Source organism: Streptomyces sp. NPDC030809, from assembly GCF_055572195.1.
The window spans coordinates 90,491-111,783 of sequence record NZ_JBVIDV010000009.1 but is presented as its reverse complement, the minus strand read 5'-3'; the positions used below and the strand labels follow the sequence as shown (position 1 = coordinate 111,783).

Genomic DNA, 21,293 nt, shown 5'->3' with positions numbered 1-21,293 from the left:
TCCGGCGCACGCATATCCGTTCTTTTTAGCGGGCGCCTGTTAAAGGCGGGAACCGGCCGTGTTGACGCGAGGTTGCGAACCCCTCACACGTCCGCCGTCCGGGCGGCGCAGCCGGTGGACGGCCACGGCCCGGTCCACGTGCCCGGCGGCGAGCGCCCGGGCCCGGGCGGCGTCCCCCCGCGCCACCGCGTCCACGATCGCCCCGTGCTCGGCCCAGGACTCGACGGGGTGCACCGGGGCGTCCACGGTGAACATCCACGCGGTCTTGTGCCGCAGCTGGGTGAGCATCGCGATCAGGCCGGGGCTGCCGGAGGCCTGGGCGAGCGTCTCGTGGAACCAGCCGCCCAGCGACCGCAGGTCCTCGCCCTGCCCCCGCCGGGCCCGGTCCTGGCCGAGCCGCACCAGCCCCCGCAGGACCTTCAGATGGGCCTCGGTGCGCCGCTGGGCGGCCCGGGCGGCCCCGAGGGGCTCCAGCAGCATCCGGACCTCCAGGAGGTCGGCCGCCTCCTGCTCGGTGGGCTCGGCCACGCAGGCGCCCGCATGCCGGCGCGTGGTCACGAACCCCTCGGACTCCAGGGTCCGCAGCGCCTCCCGCACGGGGACCCGGGAGACCCCGTACCGGCGGGCCAGCACCTCCTCGGTCAGCCGGCTCCCCGGCTCGAAGACACCGGAGACGATGTCCTCGCGGACGGCCGTGCACACCGCGTGCGCTGGAATACGCAAAACCGGACCTCCGCTCATCCCCCGCGAAAAACGCGGTCGGCGACCTCACCTCTGCGACTCTATTGCAGCACAGCGGAATTCCCGAGGGCGGCCGGAATTCGAATCCGGCCCTTTGGCGATCCTTTGCCCGCCGCCCGCCGCTCGCCTCCCACCCACCGGGCCGCAGCCGTCGGCCGCCCGCAGCGGTCCGGGTACGCCGAAGGCCCCGGCTCGGTGGGAGCCGGGGCCTTCGGAGGGCCTGCGGGCGCGTCGCGCCGCGGCCGGAGGTCAGATGGTGACGCCGTGCGAGCGCAGGTACGCGATCGGGTCGATGTCCGAGCCGTAGTCGGCGCCGGTGCGGGCCTCGAAGTGCAGGTGCGGGCCGCTGGAGTTGCCCGTGGAGCCCGACAGGCCGATCTGCTGGCCCGGGGTGACCTGCTGGCCGACGACCACGGACAGCGAGGACATGTGGCCGTACTGGGTGTAGGAGCCGTCGTTGTGCTTGATGACGACGTTGTTGCCGTACGCCCCGCCCCAGCCGGCCTCGACCACGGTGCCCATGCCGACCGCGTGCACCGAGGTGCCGGAGGCCGCGTGGAAGTCGATGCCGGTGTGGCTGCCGGAGGACCACATGCCGCCGCCGGCCTTGTACTGGGTGCTGACGTAGGAGCCGTCGAGGGGGGCGACGAACTGCAGCAGGCGCTTGCGCTCGGCCTCGCGGGCGGCGCGCTCCTTGGCCTCGCGCTCGGCCTTCGCCTTCGCCTCGGCCTTGGCGCGGGCCTCGGCGGCGCGCTGCTTGGCCTCGGCCTCGGCCTGGGCCTTCGCGGCGGCGATCTCGGCGGCCTGCGCCTGGGCGGTGGCCTGGGCCTCGATCTGGCCGGCCATGTCCTCGGCGACCACGACGGTGTTGAGGCCGGTGTCCTCGAACTTCTCGGGGGCCGTGTCGGCGGCGAACGCCGGGCCTGCGAGCGAGCCCACGACTCCGGTGGCGGCGAGGGCGGTGACCCCGGCGATGCCGGCGGCCTTGCGGTTCATGCGGCTGGAACCACGGTGCTTGCCGGTGGGACGGCTGCCAAACGCCATGAAGGGGCTGATCCTTTCCTTCCCTCTCGCCTACCGGGTTAGCTGACGGGTTCGGAGCAGGAAGGTCTCCTACGGGCCCCCTCTGGCGAGGCGGTCCGATTCACCCCAGGGACTGATGTGGGTCCCCGGCTCCCCAGGCTCGCGCCTGACGGGGACTCGGCGATTGCTGTCCGGTGCCGCGGGTGCGGCGCTTACAGCTGACGGACAGCAAGCCCGACGCTAGGCGGATCATCATCCGATCACCAAACAGACGCGCGTTTTTGTGGCGTACGCCACGACCCATACGGGCAGCCAACCCACCTAAACGGACAAGCGGGACACAAAGGGGCCCTGACGGATTTTCCGCCAGGGCCCCTCGGCTTCAGGCCGCCTCCGGGCGGCCCGGCGGGCTCAGTTGGAGACCACCGTGACCTCGCCGATGCCCAGCGCCCGCACCGGCGCCTCGATCTGCGCGGCGTCGCCGACGAGCACGGTCACGAGCCGGTCCACCGGGAAGGCGTTGACGACCGCCGAAGTGGCCTCCACCGTCCCGGTTTCGGCCAGGCGCGCGTACAACTGCGCCTGGAAGTCGTCCGGGAGCTCCTGCTCCACCTGGTCGGCGAGGGTGCCCGCGACCGCCGCGGCGGTCTCGAACTTCAGCGGGGCCACGCCCACCAGGTTCTGCACGGCCACGTCGCGTTCGGCGTCGGTCAGGCCGCCCTCGGCCAGGGTCCGCAGCACCTTCCAGAGGTCCTCCAGCGCGGGCCCGGTGTTCGGGGTGTCCACCGAGCCGCTGATGGCGAGCATGGCCGCCCCCGTGCCCCCGGCGGTGGAGCGCAGCACCTGGCCGAAGGCCCGGACCCCGTACGTGTAGCCCTTCTCCTCGCGCAGGACCTTGTCGAGCCGCGAGGTGAGGGTGCCGCCGAGGCAGTACGTGCCGAGCACCTGGGCCGGCCACACGCGGTCGTGCCGGTCGGCGCCGATCCGGCCGATGAGCAGCTGGGTCTGGACGGCCCCCGGGCGGTCGACGATGACCACGCGGCCGGTGTCGTCGGCGGTGATCGCCGGGACCGGGCGCGGCTCCGCGGTGCCGCCCGTCCACGTGCCGAGGGTGTCCGCGAGGACCGCGTCCAGGTCGGTGCCGCTCAGGTCTCCGACGACCACCGCGGTGGCCGTGGCGGGGCGCACGTGGGCCTCGTAGAAGGCGCGGACGGCGGCGGCGTCGATCCGGGCCACCGTCTCCTCGGTGCCCTGGCGCGGCCGGGACATCCGAAGGGAGGCCGGGAACAGCTCCTTGGAGAGCTGCTTGGCCGCCATCCGCGAGGGGTTGGCCAGCTCGTGCGGGATCTCGTCGAGGCGGTTGCGCACCAGCCGGTCCACCTCGCTGTCGGCGAAGGCGGGGGCGCGCAGGGCCTCGGCGAGCAGGCCGACGGCCTTGTGCAGCCGGGAGACCGGGACCTCCAGCGAGACCCGGACGCCCGCGTGGTCGGCGTGCGCGTCGAGGGTGGCCCCGCAGCGCTCCAGCTCGGCCGCGAACTCCTCGGCGGAGTGCTTGTCGGTGCCCTCGGACAGGGCGCGGGCCATGATGGTGGCCACGCCGTCCAGGCCCTCCGGCTCCGCGTCCAGCGGGGCTGCCAGGATGACCTCCACGGCCACCACCTGCTGGCCGGGGCGGTGGCAGCGCAGCAGCGTCAGGCCATTGGCCAGGGCGCCGCGCTCCGGGGCCGGGAAGGCCCAGGGCTTCGCCTCGCCCGCCTGCGGGCGGGGGTGGAAGGTCATGGTGGCTGCGGTCGCGTCGCTCACTGGGCCGCCTTCTCGGTCTCGTCGTGCTGTTCGGTGGCCGCGTCTGCGTCCTGCTCGTCCTCGTCTTCGCCGGAGTCCGCGGACCCGCCGGTCGGCTCGTACACGAGCACTGCGCGGTTGTCGGGGCGCAGCCGGGCGGCGGCCACGGCCTGCACCTCCTCTGCGGTGATGTCGAGGACCCGCTCGACCGCGGTCAGCGCGAGCTGCGGGTCGCCGAAGAGGACGGCGTACCGGCAGAGTTCGTCGGCGCGGCCGGCGACGGTGCCCAGCCGGTCCAGCCACTCGCGCTCCAGCTGGGCCTGGGCCCGCTCCATCTCCTCGGCCGTGGGCCCCTCGGCGGCGAAGCGCGCGAGCTCCTCGTCGACCGCGGCCTCGATGCGCGGCACCTCGACCCCGCCGGAGGTCTTGACGTCCAGCCAGCCCAGCGAGGGGGCGCCGGCCAGCCGCAGCAGGCCGAAGCCGGCGGCCACGGCCGTCTGGTCGCGGCGCACCAGGCGGTTGTGCAGCCGGGAGGACTCGCCGCCGCCGAGCACGGTCAGGGCGAGGTCCGCGGCGTCGCACTCGCGGGTGCCGTCGTGGGGCAGCCGGTAGGCGGCCATCAGGGCGCGGGCGGGCACGTCCTCGGCGATCTCCTCGCGCAGCTGGCCGCCCATGATCTCGGGCAGCGAGCCGTCCCGCGGCGGCTGCTTGCCGTCGTGGGAGGGGATGGAGCCGAAGTACTTCTCGATCCAGGCGAGGGTCTGCTCGGGGTCGATGTCGCCGACGACCGACAGCACCGCGTTGTTGGGCGCGTAGTACGTGCGGAAGAAGTTCCGCGCGTCCTCCAGCGAGGCGGCGTCCAGATCGGCCATCGAGCCGATCGGGGTGTGGTGGTACGGGTGGCCCTCGGGGTAGGCGAGGGCGGTCAGGCGCTCGAAGGCGGTGCCGTACGGCACGTTGTCGTAACGCTGGCGGCGCTCGTTCTTGACGACGTCGCGCTGGTTCTCCATCGACTCCTCGTCGAGGGCGGTCAGCAGCGACCCCATGCGGTCGGCCTCCAGCCAGAGGGCGAGCTCCAGCTGGTGGGCGGGCATGGTCTCGAAGTAGTTGGTCCGCTCGAAGCTCGTCGTGCCGTTCAGGGACCCGCCCGCACCCTGGACCAGCTCGAAGTGCCCGTTGCCGGGTACGCTCGCCGAGCCCTGGAACATCAGGTGCTCGAAGAGGTGAGCCAGTCCGGTGCGCCCCTTGACCTCGTGGCGCGAACCGACGTCGTACCAGAGGCAGACCGCGGCGACCGGGGTCAGGTGGTCCTCGGAGAGCACCACGCGCAGGCCGTTGGCCAGGCGGTGCTCGGTAGCCGACAGGCCGCCGGTGGCGTCCTGAGCTGTGGCCGTGTGACCCATGGGCATGTGATCCCTTCGATCGCGATACAGGGTTTTCTGTCAGCCCTGCCACTGTATGCAAGCGTGCCGACACCCGGAGAAGTTCCCGGACCCCCCGGGTCGGGGTCGGCGTTGTCAGAGCGGCGGTCCACAATGGACCGCGTCAGACCCAGACCTTGGTAAGGAGCCGCAGCAGCGATGGCCCGCCGCAGCACGAAGACCCCGCCGCCGGAGGATTTCGAGGAGAAGATCCTCGACATCGACGTCGTCGACGAAATGCAGGGCTCCTTCCTCGAGTACGCGTACTCGGTGATCTACTCCCGCGCCCTGCCCGACGCCAGGGACGGCCTGAAGCCGGTGCACCGCCGCATCGTCTACCAGATGAACGAGATGGGCCTGCGCCCCGACCGGGGGTACGTGAAGTGCGCCCGCGTCGTCGGCGAGGTCATGGGCAAGCTGCACCCGCACGGCGACGCGTCGATCTACGACGCCCTGGTGCGCATGGCGCAGCCGTTCTCCATGCGGGTGCCGCTGGTGGACGGGCACGGCAACTTCGGTTCGCTCGGCAACGACGACCCGCCGGCCGCGATGCGGTACACCGAGTGCCGCATGGCCGATGCGACCTCGCTGATGACCGAGTCCATCGACGAGGACACCGTCGACTTCTCCCCCAACTACGACGGTCAGGAGCGGGAGCCGGTCGCGCTGCCCGCCGCGTACCCGAACCTGCTGGTCAACGGCTCCTCGGGGATCGCGGTCGGCATGGCCACCAACATGCCCCCGCACAACCTGGGCGAGGTCATCGCCGCCGCCCGCCACCTGATCCGGTACCCGCAGGCGGACCTGGAGGCGCTGATGCGCTTCGTGCCGGGTCCCGACCTGCCGACCGGCGGCCGCATCGTCGGCCTGGCGGGCATCAAGGACGCGTACGAGAACGGCCGCGGCACCTTCAAGATCCGCGCCACGGCTTCCGTGGAGAACGTGACGGCCCGCCGCAAGGGCCTGGTGGTCACGGAACTGCCGTTCACCGTGGGCCCCGAGAAGGTCATCGCCAAGATCAAGGACCTGGTCGGCTCGAAGAAGCTCCAGGGCATCGCCGACGTCAAGGACCTCACCGACCGCTCGCACGGCCTGCGCCTGGTCATCGAGATCAAGAACGGCTTCCACCCGGAGGCGGTACTCGAGCAGCTGTACAAGTTGACGCCGATGGAGGAGTCCTTCGGCATCAACAACGTCGCCCTGGTCGACGGCCAGCCGCTCACCCTCGGCCTCAAGGAACTCCTGGAGGTCTACCTCGACCACCGCTTCGAGGTGGTCCGGCGCCGCAGCGAGTTCCGCCGCACCAAGCGCCGCGACCGGCTGCACCTGGTCGAGGGCCTGCTCGTGGCCCTGCTCGACATCGACGAGGTCATCCGCCTGATCCGCTCCAGCGAGAACTCGGCCCAGGCCAAGGAGCGCCTGATCGGGCACTTCTCGCTGAGCGAGGTGCAGACCCAGTACATCCTCGACACCCCGCTGCGCCGCCTGACCAAGTTCGACCGGCTGGAGCTGGAGTCGGAGCGCGGCCGCCTCACCGGCGAGATCGACGAGCTGACCGGGATCCTGGAGTCCGACGCCGAACTGCGCAAGCTGGTCTCGGCGGAACTGGCCGCGGTCGCCAAGAAGTTCGGCACCGAGCGCCGCACCGTCCTGCTGGAGTCGGCGGGCGCCCAGACCGCCGCGGTGCCGCTGGAGGTCGCGGACGACCCCTGCCGCGTCCTGCTGTCCTCGACCGGTCTGGTGGCCCGCACCACCACCGGCGAGCCGCTGCCCGAGGGCGACGGCAAGCGCGCCCGGCACGACCTGATCGTCTCCTCGGTGCTGGCGACCGCGCGGGCCGAGGTGGGCGCGGTGACCTCGGCGGGCCGGCTGCTGCGGCTGCCGGTCATCGACCTGCCGCAGCTGCCCGACACCCACGCGGCGCCCCACCTGGCCGGCGGCGCGCCCCTCACCGAGTTCCTGTCCGGGCTGGACCCGGACGAGAAGGTGGTCTGCCTGACCACGCTCGACGAGTCCTCGCAGGGCCTGGCGCTGGGCACCGAACAGGGCGTGGTCAAGCGCGTCGTGCCGGACTACCCGGCGAACAAGGAGGAGCTGGAGGTCATCACCCTCAAGGAGGGCGACCGGATCGTCGGCGCGGTGGAGCTGCGCACCGGCGAGGAGGACCTCGTCTTCATCACCGACGACGCCCAGCTGCTGCGCTACCCGGCCGGCCAGGTCCGGCCGCAGGGCCGTCCGGCCGGCGGCATGGCCGGCATCAAGCTGTCCGAGAACGCGAAGGTCATCCACTTCTCGGCGGTGGACCCGGCCGCCGAGGCCTACGTGTTCAGCGTGGCCGGCTCGCACGGCACCCTGGACGACTCGGTGGCCACCGCCAAGCTGACCCCGTTCGACCAGTACCCGCGCAAGGGCCGGGCCACCGGCGGCGTGCGCTGCCAGCGGTTCCTGAAGGGCGAGGACCTGCTGGTGCTCGCCTGGGCCGGCGCCGGCCCCGCCCGCGCGGCCACGGCCAACGGCTCCCCGGCGGAGCTCCCGGCGCCCGACCCCCGCCGCGACGGTTCGGGCACCGCGCTGACCGCCCCGGTGGCGGCGGTCGCCGGACCCGCCCTGTAGTTCAGGCGGATCCCGTCGGATCCGCCCCGGATCAGGCCCGGTCGTCCCGGTCGGGCCTGATCCGTCGCGCCCTCAATTACAGTCGGTGGCAGGGACCGGAGACAGGGGTGGGCGCAGCGGATGAGCCGTCGATCGAGCGGGCCGGCCGGCATCTGGGCCGAGGCCCGGCGGCAGCAGGACCAGGCCGTGCTGGCGCAGCAGCGGGAGAGCGAGCGCCGGCAGCGGGAGTACGAGCGGGAGGTGGCGCGCAGTCAGCGCGAGCACCAGGCGGCGTACCGTCGGCACCGCGAGGCCGAGGCCCGGCGGCAGACCGAGGCGATCGAGGCCGAAGCGGCCCGGCTCCAGGGGATGCTGGCCGCCGGCTGCCGTGCTCCGGCCTTCCGCACGGCCACGATGCACCGCACCCCGGACCTGCCGCCCTTCGACCCCGGCGCCCTGGGCCGTCCCGTCCCGATGCCCGAACTGCGGTACTTCCAGCCGCAGACCTGGGCGCTCACCGCCGCCCGGCGCGAGCGCGCCGAGCGCGAGGCGCACGCCCGCTACACCGAGGCCTGGCAGACCGCGCAGGCCGCCGAGGCCCGGCGGCGGCAGGAACTCGCGGAGTACCGCGCAGCCTACGACCGCTGGGCGGAGGAGCAGCTGGCCGGGGTCCGCGCCCACAACGAGGGGCTGGCCGCCCAGGCGCAGGCCCTGCGCGCCGGGGACCCGGAGGCGGTGGTGGACTACTTCTCCGCCGCCCTGTACGCCTCCGCGGCCTGGCCGCAGGAGCTCCCCCGGCAGGTGGCGGCGGCGTACGACGGCCGAACCCGCGAACTCGTCCTGGCCTGGGAGCTGCCCGGGTACGCAGTGGTCCCCCAGGCGAGGTCGGTGCGGTACGTGGCGGGTTCCGACGAGCTCCGGGAGACGGCCCGTCCGGTCACGCAGCGCCGGAGCCTGTACCGCGACGTGCTCGCCCAGAGCCTGCTGCTGGTGCTCCGCGAGGTGTACGCGGCGGACGAGTTCGGGGCGCTGGACTCGGTGGTGGTCAACGGCTTCGTGGACGACCACGATCCGGTGACGGGCCGCCGGGCCCGGCTGGTGCTGGCGACCGTCACGGCCCCCCGTGCCGCCTTCGAGGGGCTGCACCTGGAGCAGGTGAGCGCGGTGGACTGCCTGGTGGAGGGCCTGCGCGGGCAGCTGTCCGCCCGTCCCGACCAGCTGTCCGCGGTACGCCCCGGCCGGATGCCGGAGGAGGTCGGCGCCGAGGTGGTCACGCACGGCGGCGCGGTCGCGGGCCGGGAGCCGCACGATGACGAGCCGGACCTGTTCGCGATGGACCCGATCGACTTCGAGCACCTGGTCGCCGAACTGTTCCGGGCGATGGGCATGGAGGCGGTGACCACCCAGCGCTCGGGGGACGGCGGGGTGGACGTGGAGGCCGTGGACCCGGCCCCGATCCGGGGCGGGCGGATCGTGGTCCAGGTCAAGCGCTACCGGAACACGGTGCCGCCGACGGCGGTACGGGACCTGTACGGGACGGTCCAGGACGCCGGGGCGAACAAGGGCGTCCTGGTCACGACCTCGTCCTTCGGCCCGGGCTCCCACCGCTTCGCGGAGGGCAAGCCGCTGGAGCTGGTCTCCGGAGCGGACCTGGTCGGCCTGCTGCACCGGCACGGGCTGCGGGGCCGCCTGGGGACGGGTCCGGGCAGCGGGACCGCAGGACGGCCGGCCGGCGCACGGCCGGCGTCCGGCGGGGGCACCCGCTCGCGGGCCGGGTCCGGGTCCCGCTCCGGCCCCGCGCGGTCCACGGCACCGGCCCCCGGCGCGGCCGGTGCCGGTGCCGCGGCCGGTGCCGACAGCCGGACCGTGCAGCTTCCGGCCCAGCGGTCCGCCCCGGAGCACAACGTGCTGGGCATGTCCTGGTCGGGCCCGGTCGTGCTCGACGTGTGCGCCCTGGTCTGCACCGGCAACCGGGCGCTCGGCGACGAGCACTTCGTCTACTTCAACAACCCGCAGACCCCGGACGGCGCGGTCCGCGCCCGCGCGCACACCGCGCCCGACAAGGCCGCCGTGGAGGTGGCCTTCGAGGCCCTGCCCGCCCCGGCCGACCGCCTGGTGCTCGTGGCCGCGGTGGACCCGGAGGCGAACCCGGCGGCCGACCTGTCCGGGTTCACCGAGGCCCGGATCCGGCTGCTGGACCCGTCCGGCGAGGAGCTCGGGGAGCTCGAGGTCTCCGACGGCCGGCCGGGCGAGACGGCCCTGGTCCTCGGGTCCTTCCGGCGACGGGCTAACGGCGACTGGGACTTCGTGGCCGGCGGCAAGGGCTACCGCGGCGGCCTGGCCGACCTGCTCGGGGACTACGGCATCGACGTGGCCTGATCCCACACCTCGTCGGGATCGGCCACCGCACCGCCGGAGCCCGGGTCCCCGGGCGCGGACCCGGACCCGGCCCCCTCCGCTTCGTCCGCGCGCGGTCCGGCGTACCGCAGGACCCCCCACATCGCCTCCGGCGCGGTGTCCTGCGGCCTCGGCTCCCGGCAGGCCGTGAGCTCGGCGAGCAGGGCGGGCCCGTCGGTGCCGGACCCGATGAGGACGAGCCGGGTCAGCCGCTCCTCGCCCCGGCCCCAGGGTTCCGGGTCGAAGCGCAGGAACCGGCCCACGGCGTGGATCCCGTACTTCTCCCCGTGGCCGGGGACCCCGAAGTACACCTGCCCCTTGATCCGGTAGAGGCCGGCGGGCCTGCGGTCGAGGAAGTCGATGAACCGCCGCGGGCTCAGGGCCTGGGCGGACTCGAACTCGACGGTCTCGTACGCGGTGTGCAGATGGCCTTCGTGCCCGGCGCGGTCCGCACCGCCCGCCGCCCGCTCGGCCTCCTCCGCCTCGGCGACCAGGTCCTCGAAGGAGAGCTGCCCGCGGGTCTCGGTCCACGGCCGCCGGTCGAACAGCAGCCCGGGGTCGATCCGGCCGTGCTCGGCCCGCACCAGCGGTGTCCCCGGACACAATCCGCGCACCACCGCCTCGATCCGGTCCAGCTCGGCGGGGGCGGCCCGGTCGGCCTTGTTGAGGACGACGAGGTCGGCGACGGTGAGGTGCCGGTCGGTCTCGGGATGCCGGGCCCGGGTCGCGTCGAACTCGGCCGCGTCCACGACCTCCACCAGGCCGCCGTACCGGACCGCCGGGTTTTCGCCCGCCACCAGCATCCGGACCAGCTCCTGCGGCTCCGCCAGCCCGCTCGCCTCGATGACGATCACGTCGATCCGGTGCACGGGCGCCGCGAGCTTCTCCAGGTACGCGTCCAGCTCGCTGCCGTCGACCGCGCAGCACAGGCAGCCGCCGCCGAGGGAGACCATCGAGTCCCCGACCTGGCCGGCCACCTTCATCGCGTCGATCTCGATGGAGCCGAAGTCGTTGACGACCACCCCGATGCGGGTGCCCCGGCTGCTGCGCAGGAGGTGGTTGAGCACGGTGGTCTTCCCGGAACCGAGGAATCCGGCGAGGACGATGACGGGGATGGGCTGCCTGCTGCTCACCCGCCCGATGGTAGCCAGCCGCCGGCCCGACTCCGGGTTCCGGAAACCGCCCGGACCGATTTACCGTTCGTACTCATGAGCGCGACACCGGGACGGGACGGCAGGCCGGGACACCTCAGGCGGATGCTGCCCCGCCGGGTGTTCTCGCAGGTCCTGCTGATGCAGCTGGCCATCGCGGCGGGCGTGGCCGTGCTGGCCACCGGCCTGTTCCTGGCCCCGCTCGGCAGCCAGCTCGACGACCAGGCCATGCGGCGGGCCCTCGCCATCGCGCAGAGCACCGCGGCCGACCCCCGGCTGGCGGCGGACGTGCTGGCGACCCGCCCGGCGCCGGACGGCCCGGTGCAGGCCGCCGCGGAACGGGTCCGCCTGGCCACGGGGGCCGAGTACGTGGTCGTCCTCGACCGCCAGGGCATCCGCCGCTCCCACCCGAGCCGCAACCGGATCGGCCGGCACGTCTCCACCGACCCCGGCGAGGCCCTGGCCGGCCGGGAGGTCATGGAGATCGACGACGGCACCCTCGGGCGCACGGCCCGCGGCAAGGTGCCGCTGCGCGACCCGAGCGGACGGATCGTCGGCGCCGTCTCGGTCGGCATCGCGTACGACAGCGTCCGCGACCGCCTCCTCGGCGCCATCCCCGGCCTGCTCGCCTACGCGGGCGGTGCACTGGCCGTGGGCGCGCTCGCCGCCTACCTGATCTCCCGGCGCATCCAGCGGCAGACCCGCGACCTGGCCTTCTCCGACATCTCGGCGCTGCTCGCCGAGCGCGAGGCGATGCTGCACTCGCTGCGCGAGGGCTTCGTCGCCCTCGACCCGGACGGCCGGATCCGGCTCGTGAACGACGAGGCCCAGCGGCTGCTGGGCCTGGGCCCGGACGCCGCGGGCCGCCCCCTCGACGAGGTCCTCGGCGGCGGACGCACCGCCGACGTGCTGGCCGGCCGGGTCACCGGCGAGGACCTGCTGGCCGTCCAGGGGCCCCGGGTGCTGGTCGCCAACCGGATGCCCACCGAGGACGGCGGCGCCGTCGCCACCCTGCGCGACCGCACCGAACTGGAGCAGCTCGGCCGCGAGCTGGACTCCACCCGCGGCCTGATCGACGCCCTGCGCGCCCAGGACCACGAGCACGCCAACCGGCTGCACACCCTGCTCGGCCTGCTGGAGCTCGGTCTCCACGAGGAGGCCGCCGCCTTCCTCACGGAGGTCGTGGGCGTGCACCGGGCCACGGCGGAGCAGGTCACCGAGAAGGTGCAGGACCCGCTGCTCGCGGCCCTGCTGGTGGGCAAGGCGACCGTCGCGGCCGAGCGCGGGGTGGCCCTGCGGCTCTCCCCGGACACCCTCCTCCCCGACCGCCTGGTCGATCCTCGCGGTCTCGTCACGATCCTCGGCAATCTGGTGGACAACGCCCTGGACGCGGCCGTCGCCTCCCGGGACCCGCAGGTCGAGGTGGCCCTCGGGACGGACGGGCGGGCCGTGGTGGTACGCGTCCGCGACAGCGGACCCGGAGTGCCCGCCGAGCAGCGCGAGCAGATCTTCACCGAGGGCTGGTCGACGAAACAGCCCCAGGCGCACGGCAAGCGCGGCCTCGGCCTCGCGCTGGTGCGCCGCCTGGCGGAGCGGCAGGGCGGCACCGCGCACGCCGGCGGAGCGGCCGACGGCGGGGCGGAATTCGCCGTCGTACTCCCGGAGGCCCTGCGGTGAGCGACCGGGTGATCGACGTCCTCGTGGTGGACGACGACAAGGGCGTCGCTCTGGTCAACGCGGCGTACGTGGCGAAGGTTCCCGGGTTCCGGGCCGTCGCACAGGTCCACTCGGCGGCCGAGGCGCTGGCCTACGTCGAACGGCACCCGGTGGACCTCGTCCTGCTGGACCACTACCTGCCCGACGGCAACGGGCTGGACCTCGTACGGCGGCTGCGCGGGCTCGGCCGGCACACCGACGTGATCATGGTGACGGCGGCCCGGGACCTCGCCACGGTGCAGTCCGCGATGCGCCTGGGAGCCCTCCAGTACCTCGTCAAACCCTTCGCCTTCGCCGGGCTCCGGACCAAGCTGGAGGCGTACGCGTCCCTGCGCCGCACCCTGGCCGCCGGCGGCGAGGCCGAACAGGCCGAGGTGGACCGGATCTTCGGCGCCCTGGCCACGGCCGCCACCCCGGTGGAACTGCCCAAGGGCCACTCCCCCACCACGGCCGAGCTGGTCCGGCAGGTGCTGATGGCCGCCGGGGGCACCCTGTCGGCCCAGGAGATCGCCGACCGGGCCGGGGTGAGCCGCCAGACCGCCCAGCGCTACCTGAAGCTGCTGGAGCGCAGCGGACGCGTCCGACTGAGCCTGCGGTACGGGGAGACGGGACGCCCCGAGCACCGGTACGCCTGGGTCGCAGCCGGCTCCTGAGCGGCCGCCGGCTCACGGGGGCCGCGGGGCCGCTACACCGCCCCGGCCCCCGTGAGCGAGCGCACCTCGGTCTCCGCGTGCCGGGCCTCGTCCGGCACCTCGCGTGAGGTGACGGTGCCCAGCCAGCCGGCGAGGAAGCCCAGCGGGATGGAGACGATGCCCGGGTTCTGCAACGGGAATACCTGGAAGTCGGCGCCGGGGAACAGGGCCTCGGGGCTGCCGGAGACCACGGGCGAGAGCAGCACCAGCAGCACGGCCGGGACCAGCCCGCCGTACACCGACCAGACCGCGCCCCGGGTGGTGAACCCGCGCCAGAACAGCGAGTACATCAGCACCGGAAGGTTCGCCGAGGCCGCGACCGCGAAGGCGAGGCCCACGAGGAAGGCCACGTTGAGGTCCTGGGCGAGGAGCCCGAGCCCGATCGCGGCGGCACCGATGCCCACCGCGGCCGCCCGCGCCACGGCCACCTCGCTGCGCTGCCGGGCGTGCTTGCGCCGCAGCGAGGCGTACAGGTCGTGGGCGACGGAGGCGGAGGAGGCGAGGGTGATGCCGGCGACCACCGCGAGGATCGTGGCGAAGGCGATGGCGGCGACCACCGAGAACAGCACGGTCCCGCCGGTGGTGTCACTGCCGCCGCCCAGGAACAGGGCGAGCAGCGGGACGGCGGTGTTCCCCGCCGCGTTGGAGGCGCGCACCTCTTCGGGGCCGACCAGGGCGGCGGCACCGAACCCGAGCACGATGGTCATCAGGTAGAAGCCGCCGATGAGGCCGATCGCCCAGACCACCGAGCGGCGGGCCGCCCGCGCGGTCGGCACGGTGTAGAAGCGGGACAGGATGTGCGGCAGCCCGGCCGTGCCGAGCACCAGCGCGATGCCGAGGCTGAGGAAGTCGAAGCGCGCGGTCCAGTCCCCGCCGTACTTCAGCCCCGGGCCGAGGAACCGGTCCCCGTGCCCGCTGCGCTCGGCGGCGGACAGCAGCAGCCGGTTGAAGTCCCCGTGGAAGCGCACGAGGACGAGCACGGTCAGCGCGACCGCCCCGCCCATGAGCAGCACCGCCTTGACGATCTGGATCCAGGTGGTGGCCCGCATGCCCCCGAAGGCCACGTAGACGACCATCAGCGCGCCCACCGCGACCACCGTCCAGGCGCGCGCCGCCCCGCCGCCCCCGCCGAGCAGCAGGGTCACCAGGCTGCCCGCGCCGACCATCTGGGCCACGAGGTAGAGCACCGAGACGGTCACGGAGGAGATGCCGGCGGCGATCCGCACGGGCCGCTCGCTCATCCGCGCGGCCACCACGTCGGCCAGGGTGAAGCGGCCGCAGTTGCGGACCAGTTCGGCCACGAGGAAGAGCACGACGAGCCAGGCCACGAGGAAGCCGACGGAGTAGAGCAGGCCGTCGTAGCCGAAGAGGGCGATCAGGCCGGAGATCCCCAGGAAGGAGGCTGCGGACATGTAGTCGCCCGCGATGGCGAAACCGTTCTCCATGGGCGAGAAGAGCCGGCCGCCGGCGTAGAACTCCTCGGCCGAGCCCCGCCGGTTGCGGCTCACCCACGTGGTGATCGCCAGGGTGACCGCGACGAAGCTGCTGAACAGGACCAGGGCGAGGGTCTGGTGACCGGGCGCCGCCCCGGCCGTGAGCCCGCCCGCCGCCAGGGCCGGCCCGTTCACCGGCCGCCCTCCCGGCCGCGCTCCTGCTCGAAGACCGTCCAGCGCAGGTCGAGTGCGGCCCGGTCCCGCCGCAGCCGGGCGTGCCGGGCGTAGGCCCAGGTCAGCAGGAAGGTGGAGAGGAACTGCCCGAGCCCGGCGATCAGGGCCACGTTCACCGCCCCGAGCACCGGGCGTGCCATCAGCCCGGGCGCGGCCACGGCGGTGAGCACGTACGCGAGGTACCAGGCGAGGAAGGCGAGCGTGGCGGGGACGACGAAGCGGCGGTAGCGGCTGCGCACCTCCTGGAAGGCGGCGCTGCGCTGGACCTCGAGGTAGACCCCGGCCGCGCCGGTCTCCGCCCGGTCCGCGCGGTCGGCGCCGACGGTGCGGGCCGGGCCGGCCGGCTCCCCGCCCTCCCCCCAGCCCGAGGCGAGCGCGTCGTACCAGGGGTCGTCCAGCCGGATCGTTCCGGCATCACGCCCTTCGTGCTTGTCCACCGAACACTCCTTGCCCGCTGACGCATAGGCTGCGTGCCCACAAGGATGTGCGGAGGGGCGGTTTCCGGACTGGTGTCTTGGTGCTCTTCACCCCATCAGGTGACGGGGTGAAGAGCGCCGTGCGTCCGCGGGCCCGCCGGCCCGGCCGCGGTCAGGCGTCGATGCGCGAGCGGTCCAGGGTGGCCGCGGAACCGGTGATGAACTCCTTGCGCGGGGCCACCTCGTTGCCCATCAGCAGGTCGAAGACCTGCTCCGCCGAGTCCAGGTCGCCGATGTTGATCCGGCGCAGGGTGCGGTGGCGCGGGTCCATGGTGGTCTCCGCGAGCTGGTCGGCGTCCATCTCGCCGAGGCCCTTGTAGCGCTGGATGGAGTCCTTGTAGCGGATCCCCTTGCGCTGGTACTCCAGCAGCGTCTGGCGCAGCTCGTTGTCGGAGTACGTGTACACGTACTTGTCCTGGCCCTTCTTGGGCTGGACGAGCTCGATCCGGTGCAGCGGGGGCACTGCGGCGAAGACCCGGCCGGCCTCGACCATCGGCCGCATGTACCGCTGGAACAGCGTCAGCAGCAGGCAGCGGATGTGCGCACCGTCCACGTCGGCGTCGACGAGCAGGACGATCTTGCCGTACCGCGCCGCGTCGAGGTCGAAGGTGCGGCCCGAGCCGGCCCCTATGACCTGGATGATCGCCCCGCACTCGGCGTTCTTGAGCATGTCCGAGACCGACGACTTCTGGACGTTGAGGATCTTGCCGCGGATCGGCAGGAGGGCCTGGAACTCCGAGTTGCGGGCCAGCTTCGCGGTGCCGAGCGCGGAGTCGCCCTCGACGATGAACAGCTCGCTGCGGTCCACGTCGTCGCTGCGGCAGTCGGCCAGCTTCGCGGGCAGCGAGGAGGACTCCAGCGCGGTCTTGCGGCGCTGCGCCTCCTTGTGCTGACGGGCCGCGATCCGGGTCCGGGCGGCCGCGACGATCTTCTCCATCACGGCGCGGGCCTGCTGCTTGTCGTCGCGCTTGGTGGAGGTCAGGAAGGCCTTGAGCTCACGGGCCACCACCGCGGCGACGATCCGGGTGGCCGCCGAGGTGCCCAGCACCTCCTTGGTCTGGCCCTCGAACTGCGGCTCGGCGAGCCGGACGGTCACGACGGCGGTCAGGCCCTCCATCGCGTCGTCCTTGACCACGTCGTCCTCGGCCACGCGGAGCAGCTTGGCCGAGCGGAGCACCTCGTTCACCGTCTTGGTGACCGAGCGCTCGAAGCCGGTCACGTGGGTGCCGCCCTTGGGGGTGGCGATGATGTTCACGAAGGACTTGACCGTGCTGTCGTAGCCGGTGCCCCAGCGCAGCGCGATGTCCACGCCGAGCTCGCGGGTGACCTCGGTGGGGGTCATGTGCCCGCGCTCGTCGAGGACCGGGACGGTCTCCTTGAAGGTGCCCTGGCCGGTCAGGCGCAGCACGTCGCAGACCGGCTTGTCCTGCGTGAGGTACTCGCAGAACTCGCTGATGCCGCCGTCGTAGCGGAACGTCTCCTCGGTCTTGCCGGCGCCGTCGATGGCCCGCTCGTCGCGGACGACGATGGTCAGGCCGGGGACGAGGAAGGCGGTCTGGCGGGCCCGCTGGTAGAGCGTCTCCAGCGAGAGCCGGGCGTCCTTGAGGAAGATCTGCCGGTCGGCCCAGTACCGCACCCGGGTGCCGGTGCGGGTCTTGGGCACGCGCTTGCCCTTGACCAGGCCGTTCGCCGGGTCGAAGGGGGCGTCGGGGCCCGACTCGGTGAAGATCCCCGGGACGCCCCGGCGGAAGCTGATCGCGTGGGTGGCGCCGTTGCGGTCCACCTCCACGTCGAGGCGGGCGGAGAGCGCGTTGACGACGGAGGCGCCGACGCCGTGCAGGCCACCGGAGGCCGCGTACGAGCCCCCGCCGAACTTTCCGCCGGCGTGCAGCTTGGTCATGACGACCTCGACGCCGGACAGGCCGGTCTTGGGCTCGACGTCGACCGGGATGCCGCGGCCGTTGTCCCGCACCTCGACCGAGTTGTCCTCGTGGAGGACGACCTCGATGTGGTCGCAGAACCCGCCCAGGGCCTCGTCCACGGAATTGTCGATGATCTCCCAGAGGCAGTGCATCAGGCCGCGGCTGTCCGTGGACCCGATGTACATGCCGGGCCGCTTGCGGACCGCCTCGAGCCCCTCGAGGACGAGCAGGTGCCGCGCGGTGTAGTTGGAGCCGTCCCGGTCTGCTCCGGTCAGCAGCGCGCTGGAAGGCACGGACGTGTCGGCGGTCACGCAGTTCGCTCCTCGCTGAATTTCTTTTCTGGCCCGGTCGGGCGCAGGGGTGGGTCGGCCACCGCTCAGAGGGTACCGAGGCCTGGTAGAGCCGTTGCAACGCCACCCTTGCGGCTTCTTCAGCCTAGTCCAGAACCGTACGGATGTTCGATCCCTCGATGGAGTGAAGCAAACATCACGTTCCCTTCGAGGCATGAACCATTTAGGGTTCGGGCACGTCCTCATGAACAACCGGCACCCGCCGGGAGGCCTGCGGACTGCGACCGACAACGACAACAACGCGAAACCGTAAAGCAACGCAATACGGCTCCTTCGCCGCCAACCGGCAACAGCCGGCCAGCTCGGAAGGAAAAGTTTCGAGGAAAAGCCGCGAGCGGGAACGTTTTCGGCCTGGTTGGATGTTGACCCTGGTACGACAGCTCGTCGAGCTAGAGAAGAGGCGACGTGACTACTGTTCTGACCCCCGCGACCCCGCTGACGGCCGCTGACCGATGCGACCGCTGCGGCGCCCAGGCATATCTGCGCGTCGTTCTGCTGAGCGGTGGCGAACTGCTCTTCTGCGCCCACCACGGGCGCAAGTTCGAGCCGGAACTCAAGAAGATCGCCGCGGAAATACAGGATGAGACCGAGCGGCTCACCGCCGTTCCGGCCAGCGCCGACACCGAGGAGCGCTGACGGGCCTCCATCCCGACGAGCCAGGACCGGTCCAGGACCGGTCGACGGGCGGCACCCCTGCGAACCAGGGGTGCCGCCCGTCCTCATGTCCGCCCTTGCCCCCCGCTCCGGGTCAGCCCGTCACGAGTCCCGTGAGCGGTGCGATCCGGGTGTAGACCCCCGGGCTGTCGGCGCGTCCGCAGCCGCGGCCCCAGGAGACCAGCCCGATCAGCTTGCCGCGGGCCACCAGAGGCCCTCCGCTGTCCCCCTGGCAGGCGTCCCGGCCGCCCCGGCTGTCTCCCGCACAGACCATCGCCTCGGGCACGTAGCGGCCGTCCGGGCCCCCCGGATAGGCCTCCAGGCAGGCCCGGTCGTCGAACACCGTCACCGGCGCGGACCGCAGCTCCGTCACGTAGTCCCCGTAGCCGCTCGTGTCCCCCCAGCCGTATACGGCCGCCTCCGTCCCCGGCGCGTACGCCTCGTCCCCCGGACCCGCCATCGGAAGTACGTAGCGTGCCGGAACGGCTTCGTCGAGTGTCAGTACGGCGAGATCACCGGCATTCGTCATACGGTCGTACGCAGGATTCACCCGGGCCTCCCGCAGCCCCACCTCGCGCCCCTGCGCCCCGAGCAGCTCGGTACGGCCCACGACCACCCGGAGGTCGTGCAGCGCCTCCACGGGGCCGCCCAGCACCTGCCGGGCCAGGCAGTGGGCCGCCGTGAGGACCTTGGTGGGGGCGACCACCACTCCCCCGCAGAACTGGCCCGCCCGCGTACCCCCGAACCGGTCACGGCTGGCCAGGGCCACCACCCACGGGCTGTCGGACGCCCGGACCGGCCGGCCGCCGATCACCACGCTGTCCGCGGCCGCCGGGGCCGCCGGGGCCAGCGGCGCCACGGCCGCGCCCGCCGCCAGGGACAGCGCTCCCGCCAGGGTGCGGGCAAAGGGACGACGCATGGGGCCTCCTGACTCAGTGTGTGCATGACCCCACCCAGGGTGGTACGAGCCGCCATGCGCCGCACCCGCGCACGGCGAAGGCCCGGTGTCCCGCACGGGGGGACACCGGGCCTTCGGAGCACGGGGAGGGTTCCGGGGGAACTCCTCGCGCCGATCAGTCGAGGTAGTCGCGCAGCACCTGGGAGCGCGAGGGGTGGCGCAGCTTCGACATGGTCTTGGACTCGATCTGGCGGATCCGCTCGCGCGTGACCCCGTAGACCTTGCCGATCTCGTCGAGGGTCTTGGGCTGGCCGTCGGTGAGGCCGAAGCGCATGGACACCACGCCCGCCTCCCGCTCGGACAGGGTGTCGAGCACCGAGTGCAGCTGCTCCTGGAGGAGGGTGAAGGAGACCGCGTCGGCCGGGACCACGGCCTCGGAGTCCTCGATGAGGTCGCCGAACTCGCTGTCGCCGTCCTCGCCGAGCGGGGTGTGCAGGGAGATCGGCTCGCGGCCGTACTTCTGGACCTCGATGACCTTCTCCGGGGTCATGTCGAGTTCCTTGGCCAGCTCCTCCGGGGTGGGCTCGCGGCCCAGGTCCTGGAGCATCTGGCGCTGCACGCGGGCGAGCTTGTTGATCACTTCGACCATGTGCACCGGGATGCGGATGGTGCGGGCCTGGTCGGCCATGGCCCGGGTGATGGCCTGGCGGATCCACCAGGTGGCGTACGTGGAGAACTTGTAGCCCTTGGTGTAGTCGAACTTCTCCACCGCGCGGATCAGGCCGAGGTTGCCCTCCTGGATCAGGTCCAGGAAGAGCATGCCGCGGCCGGTGTAGCGCTTGGCCAGCGAGACCACGAGGCGGAGGTTGGCCTCCAGCAGGTGGTTCTTGGCCCGGCGGCCGTCCTCGGCGATGATCTCCAGCTCGCGCTTGAGCTTCGGCGCCAGCTTGTCGGCGTTGGCCAGCTTGTCCTCGGCGAAGAGACCGGCCTCGATCCGCTTGGCGAGCTCGACCTCCTGCTCGGCGTTGAGGAGCGGCACCTTGCCGATCTGCTTGAGGTAGTCCTTGACCGGGTCGGCGGTGGCGCCGGCCACCGCCACCTGCTGCGCAGGGGCGTCGTCCTCGTCCTCGTCGGAGAGCACGAAGCCCTTGGCCTCGCCGCCCTCCTCCTCTTCGCCCTCGCCGGGCTTGCCCGCACCGGGGCCCTCTTCGAGCGGCTCTTCCTCGCCCGGCTCGTCGCCGTCCTTCTTGGCCGAGGTCTTCTTGGCGGCCGTCTTCTTCGCGGCGGTCTTCTTGGCGGGCGCGGCCTTCTTGGCCGCCGCCTTCTTGGCCACGGCCTTCTTGGCGGGCGCGGCCTCGGTCTCCTCCACGGGCGCGTCCGGCTCGGCCGCCCCCGCGGCCGGGACCTCGGCCGCCGCGGTCTTCACGGCCGCCGGCTTCGCCGCCACGGTCTTCGTTGCCGTGCGCTTGACGGGGGCCTTAGCTGCGACGCTCTTGCGGGTGCGCTTCGGCGACTCCGCGGCACTGACCATCAGCGTCACACCCTCTTCCTCGAGGATCTGGTTGAGGCTGCGAAGAACATTCTTCCACTGGGTCGGAGGAATCTGGTCAGCCTCGAAGGCCCGACGCACGTCATCGCCGGCGATCTGCCCCTCGGCCTTGCCCCGCTCGATGAGTGCCATCACAGACTCGGACTCGGCGATCTCCGACGGGAGCGTACGGGATGTGCTGGCCGACACGAACAACCTCTCGGAACGATGGGAACGGCTTCCGACCCCGGGCTGGTGCTGGACCGGAGCCGACGACCACCGG

The 21,293-nt window shown here is 72.8% G+C and carries 15 protein-coding genes and 1 riboswitch; of the genes, 5 read left to right on the top strand and 10 right to left on the bottom strand.

What is annotated here, in order from left to right:
- Positions 1-39: 39 nt before the first annotated feature.
- From ACZ407_RS14635 to ACZ407_RS14620, 4 genes are all read right to left on the bottom strand, one after another.
- Entirely contained in the window at positions 40-723 is a 684-nt protein-coding gene (locus tag ACZ407_RS14635) for a GntR family transcriptional regulator (protein ID WP_468128412.1), read from the bottom strand.
- A 267-nt stretch (positions 724-990) separates the two neighbouring features.
- On the bottom strand, positions 991-1,785 hold the full coding sequence (locus ACZ407_RS14630) for a M23 family metallopeptidase (protein WP_468128411.1): 795 nt from the start codon (positions 1,783-1,785) through the stop codon (positions 991-993).
- A 12-nt stretch (positions 1,786-1,797) separates the two neighbouring features.
- Positions 1,798-1,957, bottom strand: a riboswitch (cyclic di-AMP (ydaO/yuaA leader).
- Between the two features lie 218 nt (positions 1,958-2,175).
- Positions 2,176-3,543 (bottom strand): M16 family metallopeptidase, encoded by a 1,368-nt coding sequence (locus tag ACZ407_RS14625; RefSeq protein WP_468128531.1) that lies wholly within the window; start codon positions 3,541-3,543, stop codon positions 2,176-2,178.
- A gap of 20 nt (positions 3,544-3,563) precedes the next feature.
- Complete coding sequence (locus ACZ407_RS14620; RefSeq protein ID WP_468128410.1) at positions 3,564-4,949, bottom strand: M16 family metallopeptidase; 1,386 nt, start codon at positions 4,947-4,949, stop codon at positions 3,564-3,566.
- Between the two features lie 177 nt (positions 4,950-5,126).
- On the opposite strand from ACZ407_RS14620, the gene ACZ407_RS14615 reads away from it, so the two are divergent.
- Positions 5,127-7,580 carry a DNA gyrase/topoisomerase IV subunit A gene (locus ACZ407_RS14615; protein WP_468128409.1) on the top strand — a complete coding sequence of 818 codons (2,454 nt, stop codon included), beginning with the start codon at positions 5,127-5,129 and terminating at the stop codon, positions 7,578-7,580.
- 120 nt (positions 7,581-7,700) lie between these two features.
- Entirely contained in the window at positions 7,701-9,938 is a 2,238-nt protein-coding gene (locus tag ACZ407_RS14610; protein WP_468128408.1) for a restriction endonuclease, read from the top strand.
- Here ACZ407_RS14610 and ACZ407_RS14605 read toward each other — a convergent pair.
- Complete coding sequence (locus ACZ407_RS14605) at positions 9,917-11,089, bottom strand: CobW family GTP-binding protein (protein WP_468128407.1); 1,173 nt, start codon at positions 11,087-11,089, stop codon at positions 9,917-9,919. The two genes, ACZ407_RS14610 and ACZ407_RS14605, sit on opposite strands and share 22 nt — an antisense overlap.
- A gap of 75 nt (positions 11,090-11,164) precedes the next feature.
- On the opposite strand from ACZ407_RS14605, the gene ACZ407_RS14600 reads away from it, so the two are divergent.
- Together ACZ407_RS14600 and ACZ407_RS14595 are read left to right on the top strand one after the other, a co-directional pair.
- Positions 11,165-12,784 carry an ATP-binding protein gene (locus ACZ407_RS14600; RefSeq protein ID WP_468128406.1) on the top strand — a complete coding sequence of 540 codons (1,620 nt, stop codon included), beginning with the start codon at positions 11,165-11,167 and terminating at the stop codon, positions 12,782-12,784.
- An 8-nt stretch (positions 12,785-12,792) separates the two neighbouring features.
- Entirely contained in the window at positions 12,793-13,476 is a 684-nt protein-coding gene (locus ACZ407_RS14595) for a response regulator (protein WP_468128530.1), read from the top strand.
- A 32-nt stretch (positions 13,477-13,508) separates the two neighbouring features.
- Here ACZ407_RS14595 and ACZ407_RS14590 read toward each other — a convergent pair whose 3' ends face one another.
- The 3 genes from ACZ407_RS14590 to ACZ407_RS14580 all read right to left on the bottom strand — a co-directional run bounded on the left by ACZ407_RS14590 (position 13,509) and on the right by ACZ407_RS14580 (position 17,891).
- On the bottom strand, positions 13,509-15,143 hold the full coding sequence (locus ACZ407_RS14590; RefSeq protein ID WP_468128405.1) for a solute symporter family protein: 1,635 nt from the start codon (positions 15,141-15,143) through the stop codon (positions 13,509-13,511).
- Positions 15,140-15,619 carry a DUF485 domain-containing protein gene (locus ACZ407_RS14585; RefSeq protein ID WP_468128404.1) on the bottom strand — a complete coding sequence of 160 codons (480 nt, stop codon included), beginning with the start codon at positions 15,617-15,619 and terminating at the stop codon, positions 15,140-15,142. The genes ACZ407_RS14590 and ACZ407_RS14585 overlap by 4 nt, the downstream gene beginning before the upstream one ends.
- Before the next feature lie 151 nt (positions 15,620-15,770).
- Positions 15,771-17,891: a DNA gyrase/topoisomerase IV subunit B gene (locus ACZ407_RS14580; protein ID WP_468128403.1), complete on the bottom strand. Its 2,121-nt coding sequence runs from the start codon at positions 17,889-17,891 to the stop codon at positions 15,771-15,773.
- Between the two features lie 444 nt (positions 17,892-18,335).
- Here ACZ407_RS14580 and ACZ407_RS14575 point away from each other — a divergent pair, with 444 nt between their 5' ends.
- Positions 18,336-18,566: a DUF7455 domain-containing protein gene (locus tag ACZ407_RS14575; RefSeq protein WP_399206294.1), complete on the top strand. Its 231-nt coding sequence runs from the start codon at positions 18,336-18,338 to the stop codon at positions 18,564-18,566.
- 112 nt (positions 18,567-18,678) lie between these two features.
- Here ACZ407_RS14575 and ACZ407_RS14570 read toward each other — a convergent pair whose 3' ends face one another.
- Positions 18,679-19,503 carry a S1 family peptidase gene (locus tag ACZ407_RS14570; RefSeq protein ID WP_468128402.1) on the bottom strand — a complete coding sequence of 275 codons (825 nt, stop codon included), beginning with the start codon at positions 19,501-19,503 and terminating at the stop codon, positions 18,679-18,681.
- Between the two features lie 154 nt (positions 19,504-19,657).
- Positions 19,658-21,226: an RNA polymerase sigma factor gene (locus ACZ407_RS14565; protein ID WP_468128401.1), complete on the bottom strand. Its 1,569-nt coding sequence runs from the start codon at positions 21,224-21,226 to the stop codon at positions 19,658-19,660.
- Positions 21,227-21,293 lie beyond the last annotated feature (67 nt).

Bases quoted from the DNA above. Each gene is read 5' to 3' on its own strand.
- ACZ407_RS14630 (WP_468128411.1), bottom strand. From the start codon at position 1,785: ATGGCGTTTGGCAGCCGTCCCACCGGCAAGCACCGTGGTTCCAGCCGC.
- ACZ407_RS14625 (WP_468128531.1), bottom strand. From the start codon at position 3,543: ATGACCTTCCACCCCCGCCCGCAGGCGGGCGAGGCGAAGCCCTGGGCC.
- ACZ407_RS14620 (WP_468128410.1), bottom strand. From the start codon at position 4,949: ATGGGTCACACGGCCACAGCTCAGGACGCCACCGGCGGCCTGTCGGCT.
- ACZ407_RS14615 (WP_468128409.1), top strand. From the start codon at position 5,127: ATGGCCCGCCGCAGCACGAAGACCCCGCCGCCGGAGGATTTCGAGGAG.
- ACZ407_RS14610 (WP_468128408.1), top strand. From the start codon at position 7,701: ATGAGCCGTCGATCGAGCGGGCCGGCCGGCATCTGGGCCGAGGCCCGG.
- ACZ407_RS14600 (WP_468128406.1), top strand. From the start codon at position 11,165: ATGAGCGCGACACCGGGACGGGACGGCAGGCCGGGACACCTCAGGCGG.
- ACZ407_RS14570 (WP_468128402.1), bottom strand. From the start codon at position 19,503: ATGCGTCGTCCCTTTGCCCGCACCCTGGCGGGAGCGCTGTCCCTGGCG.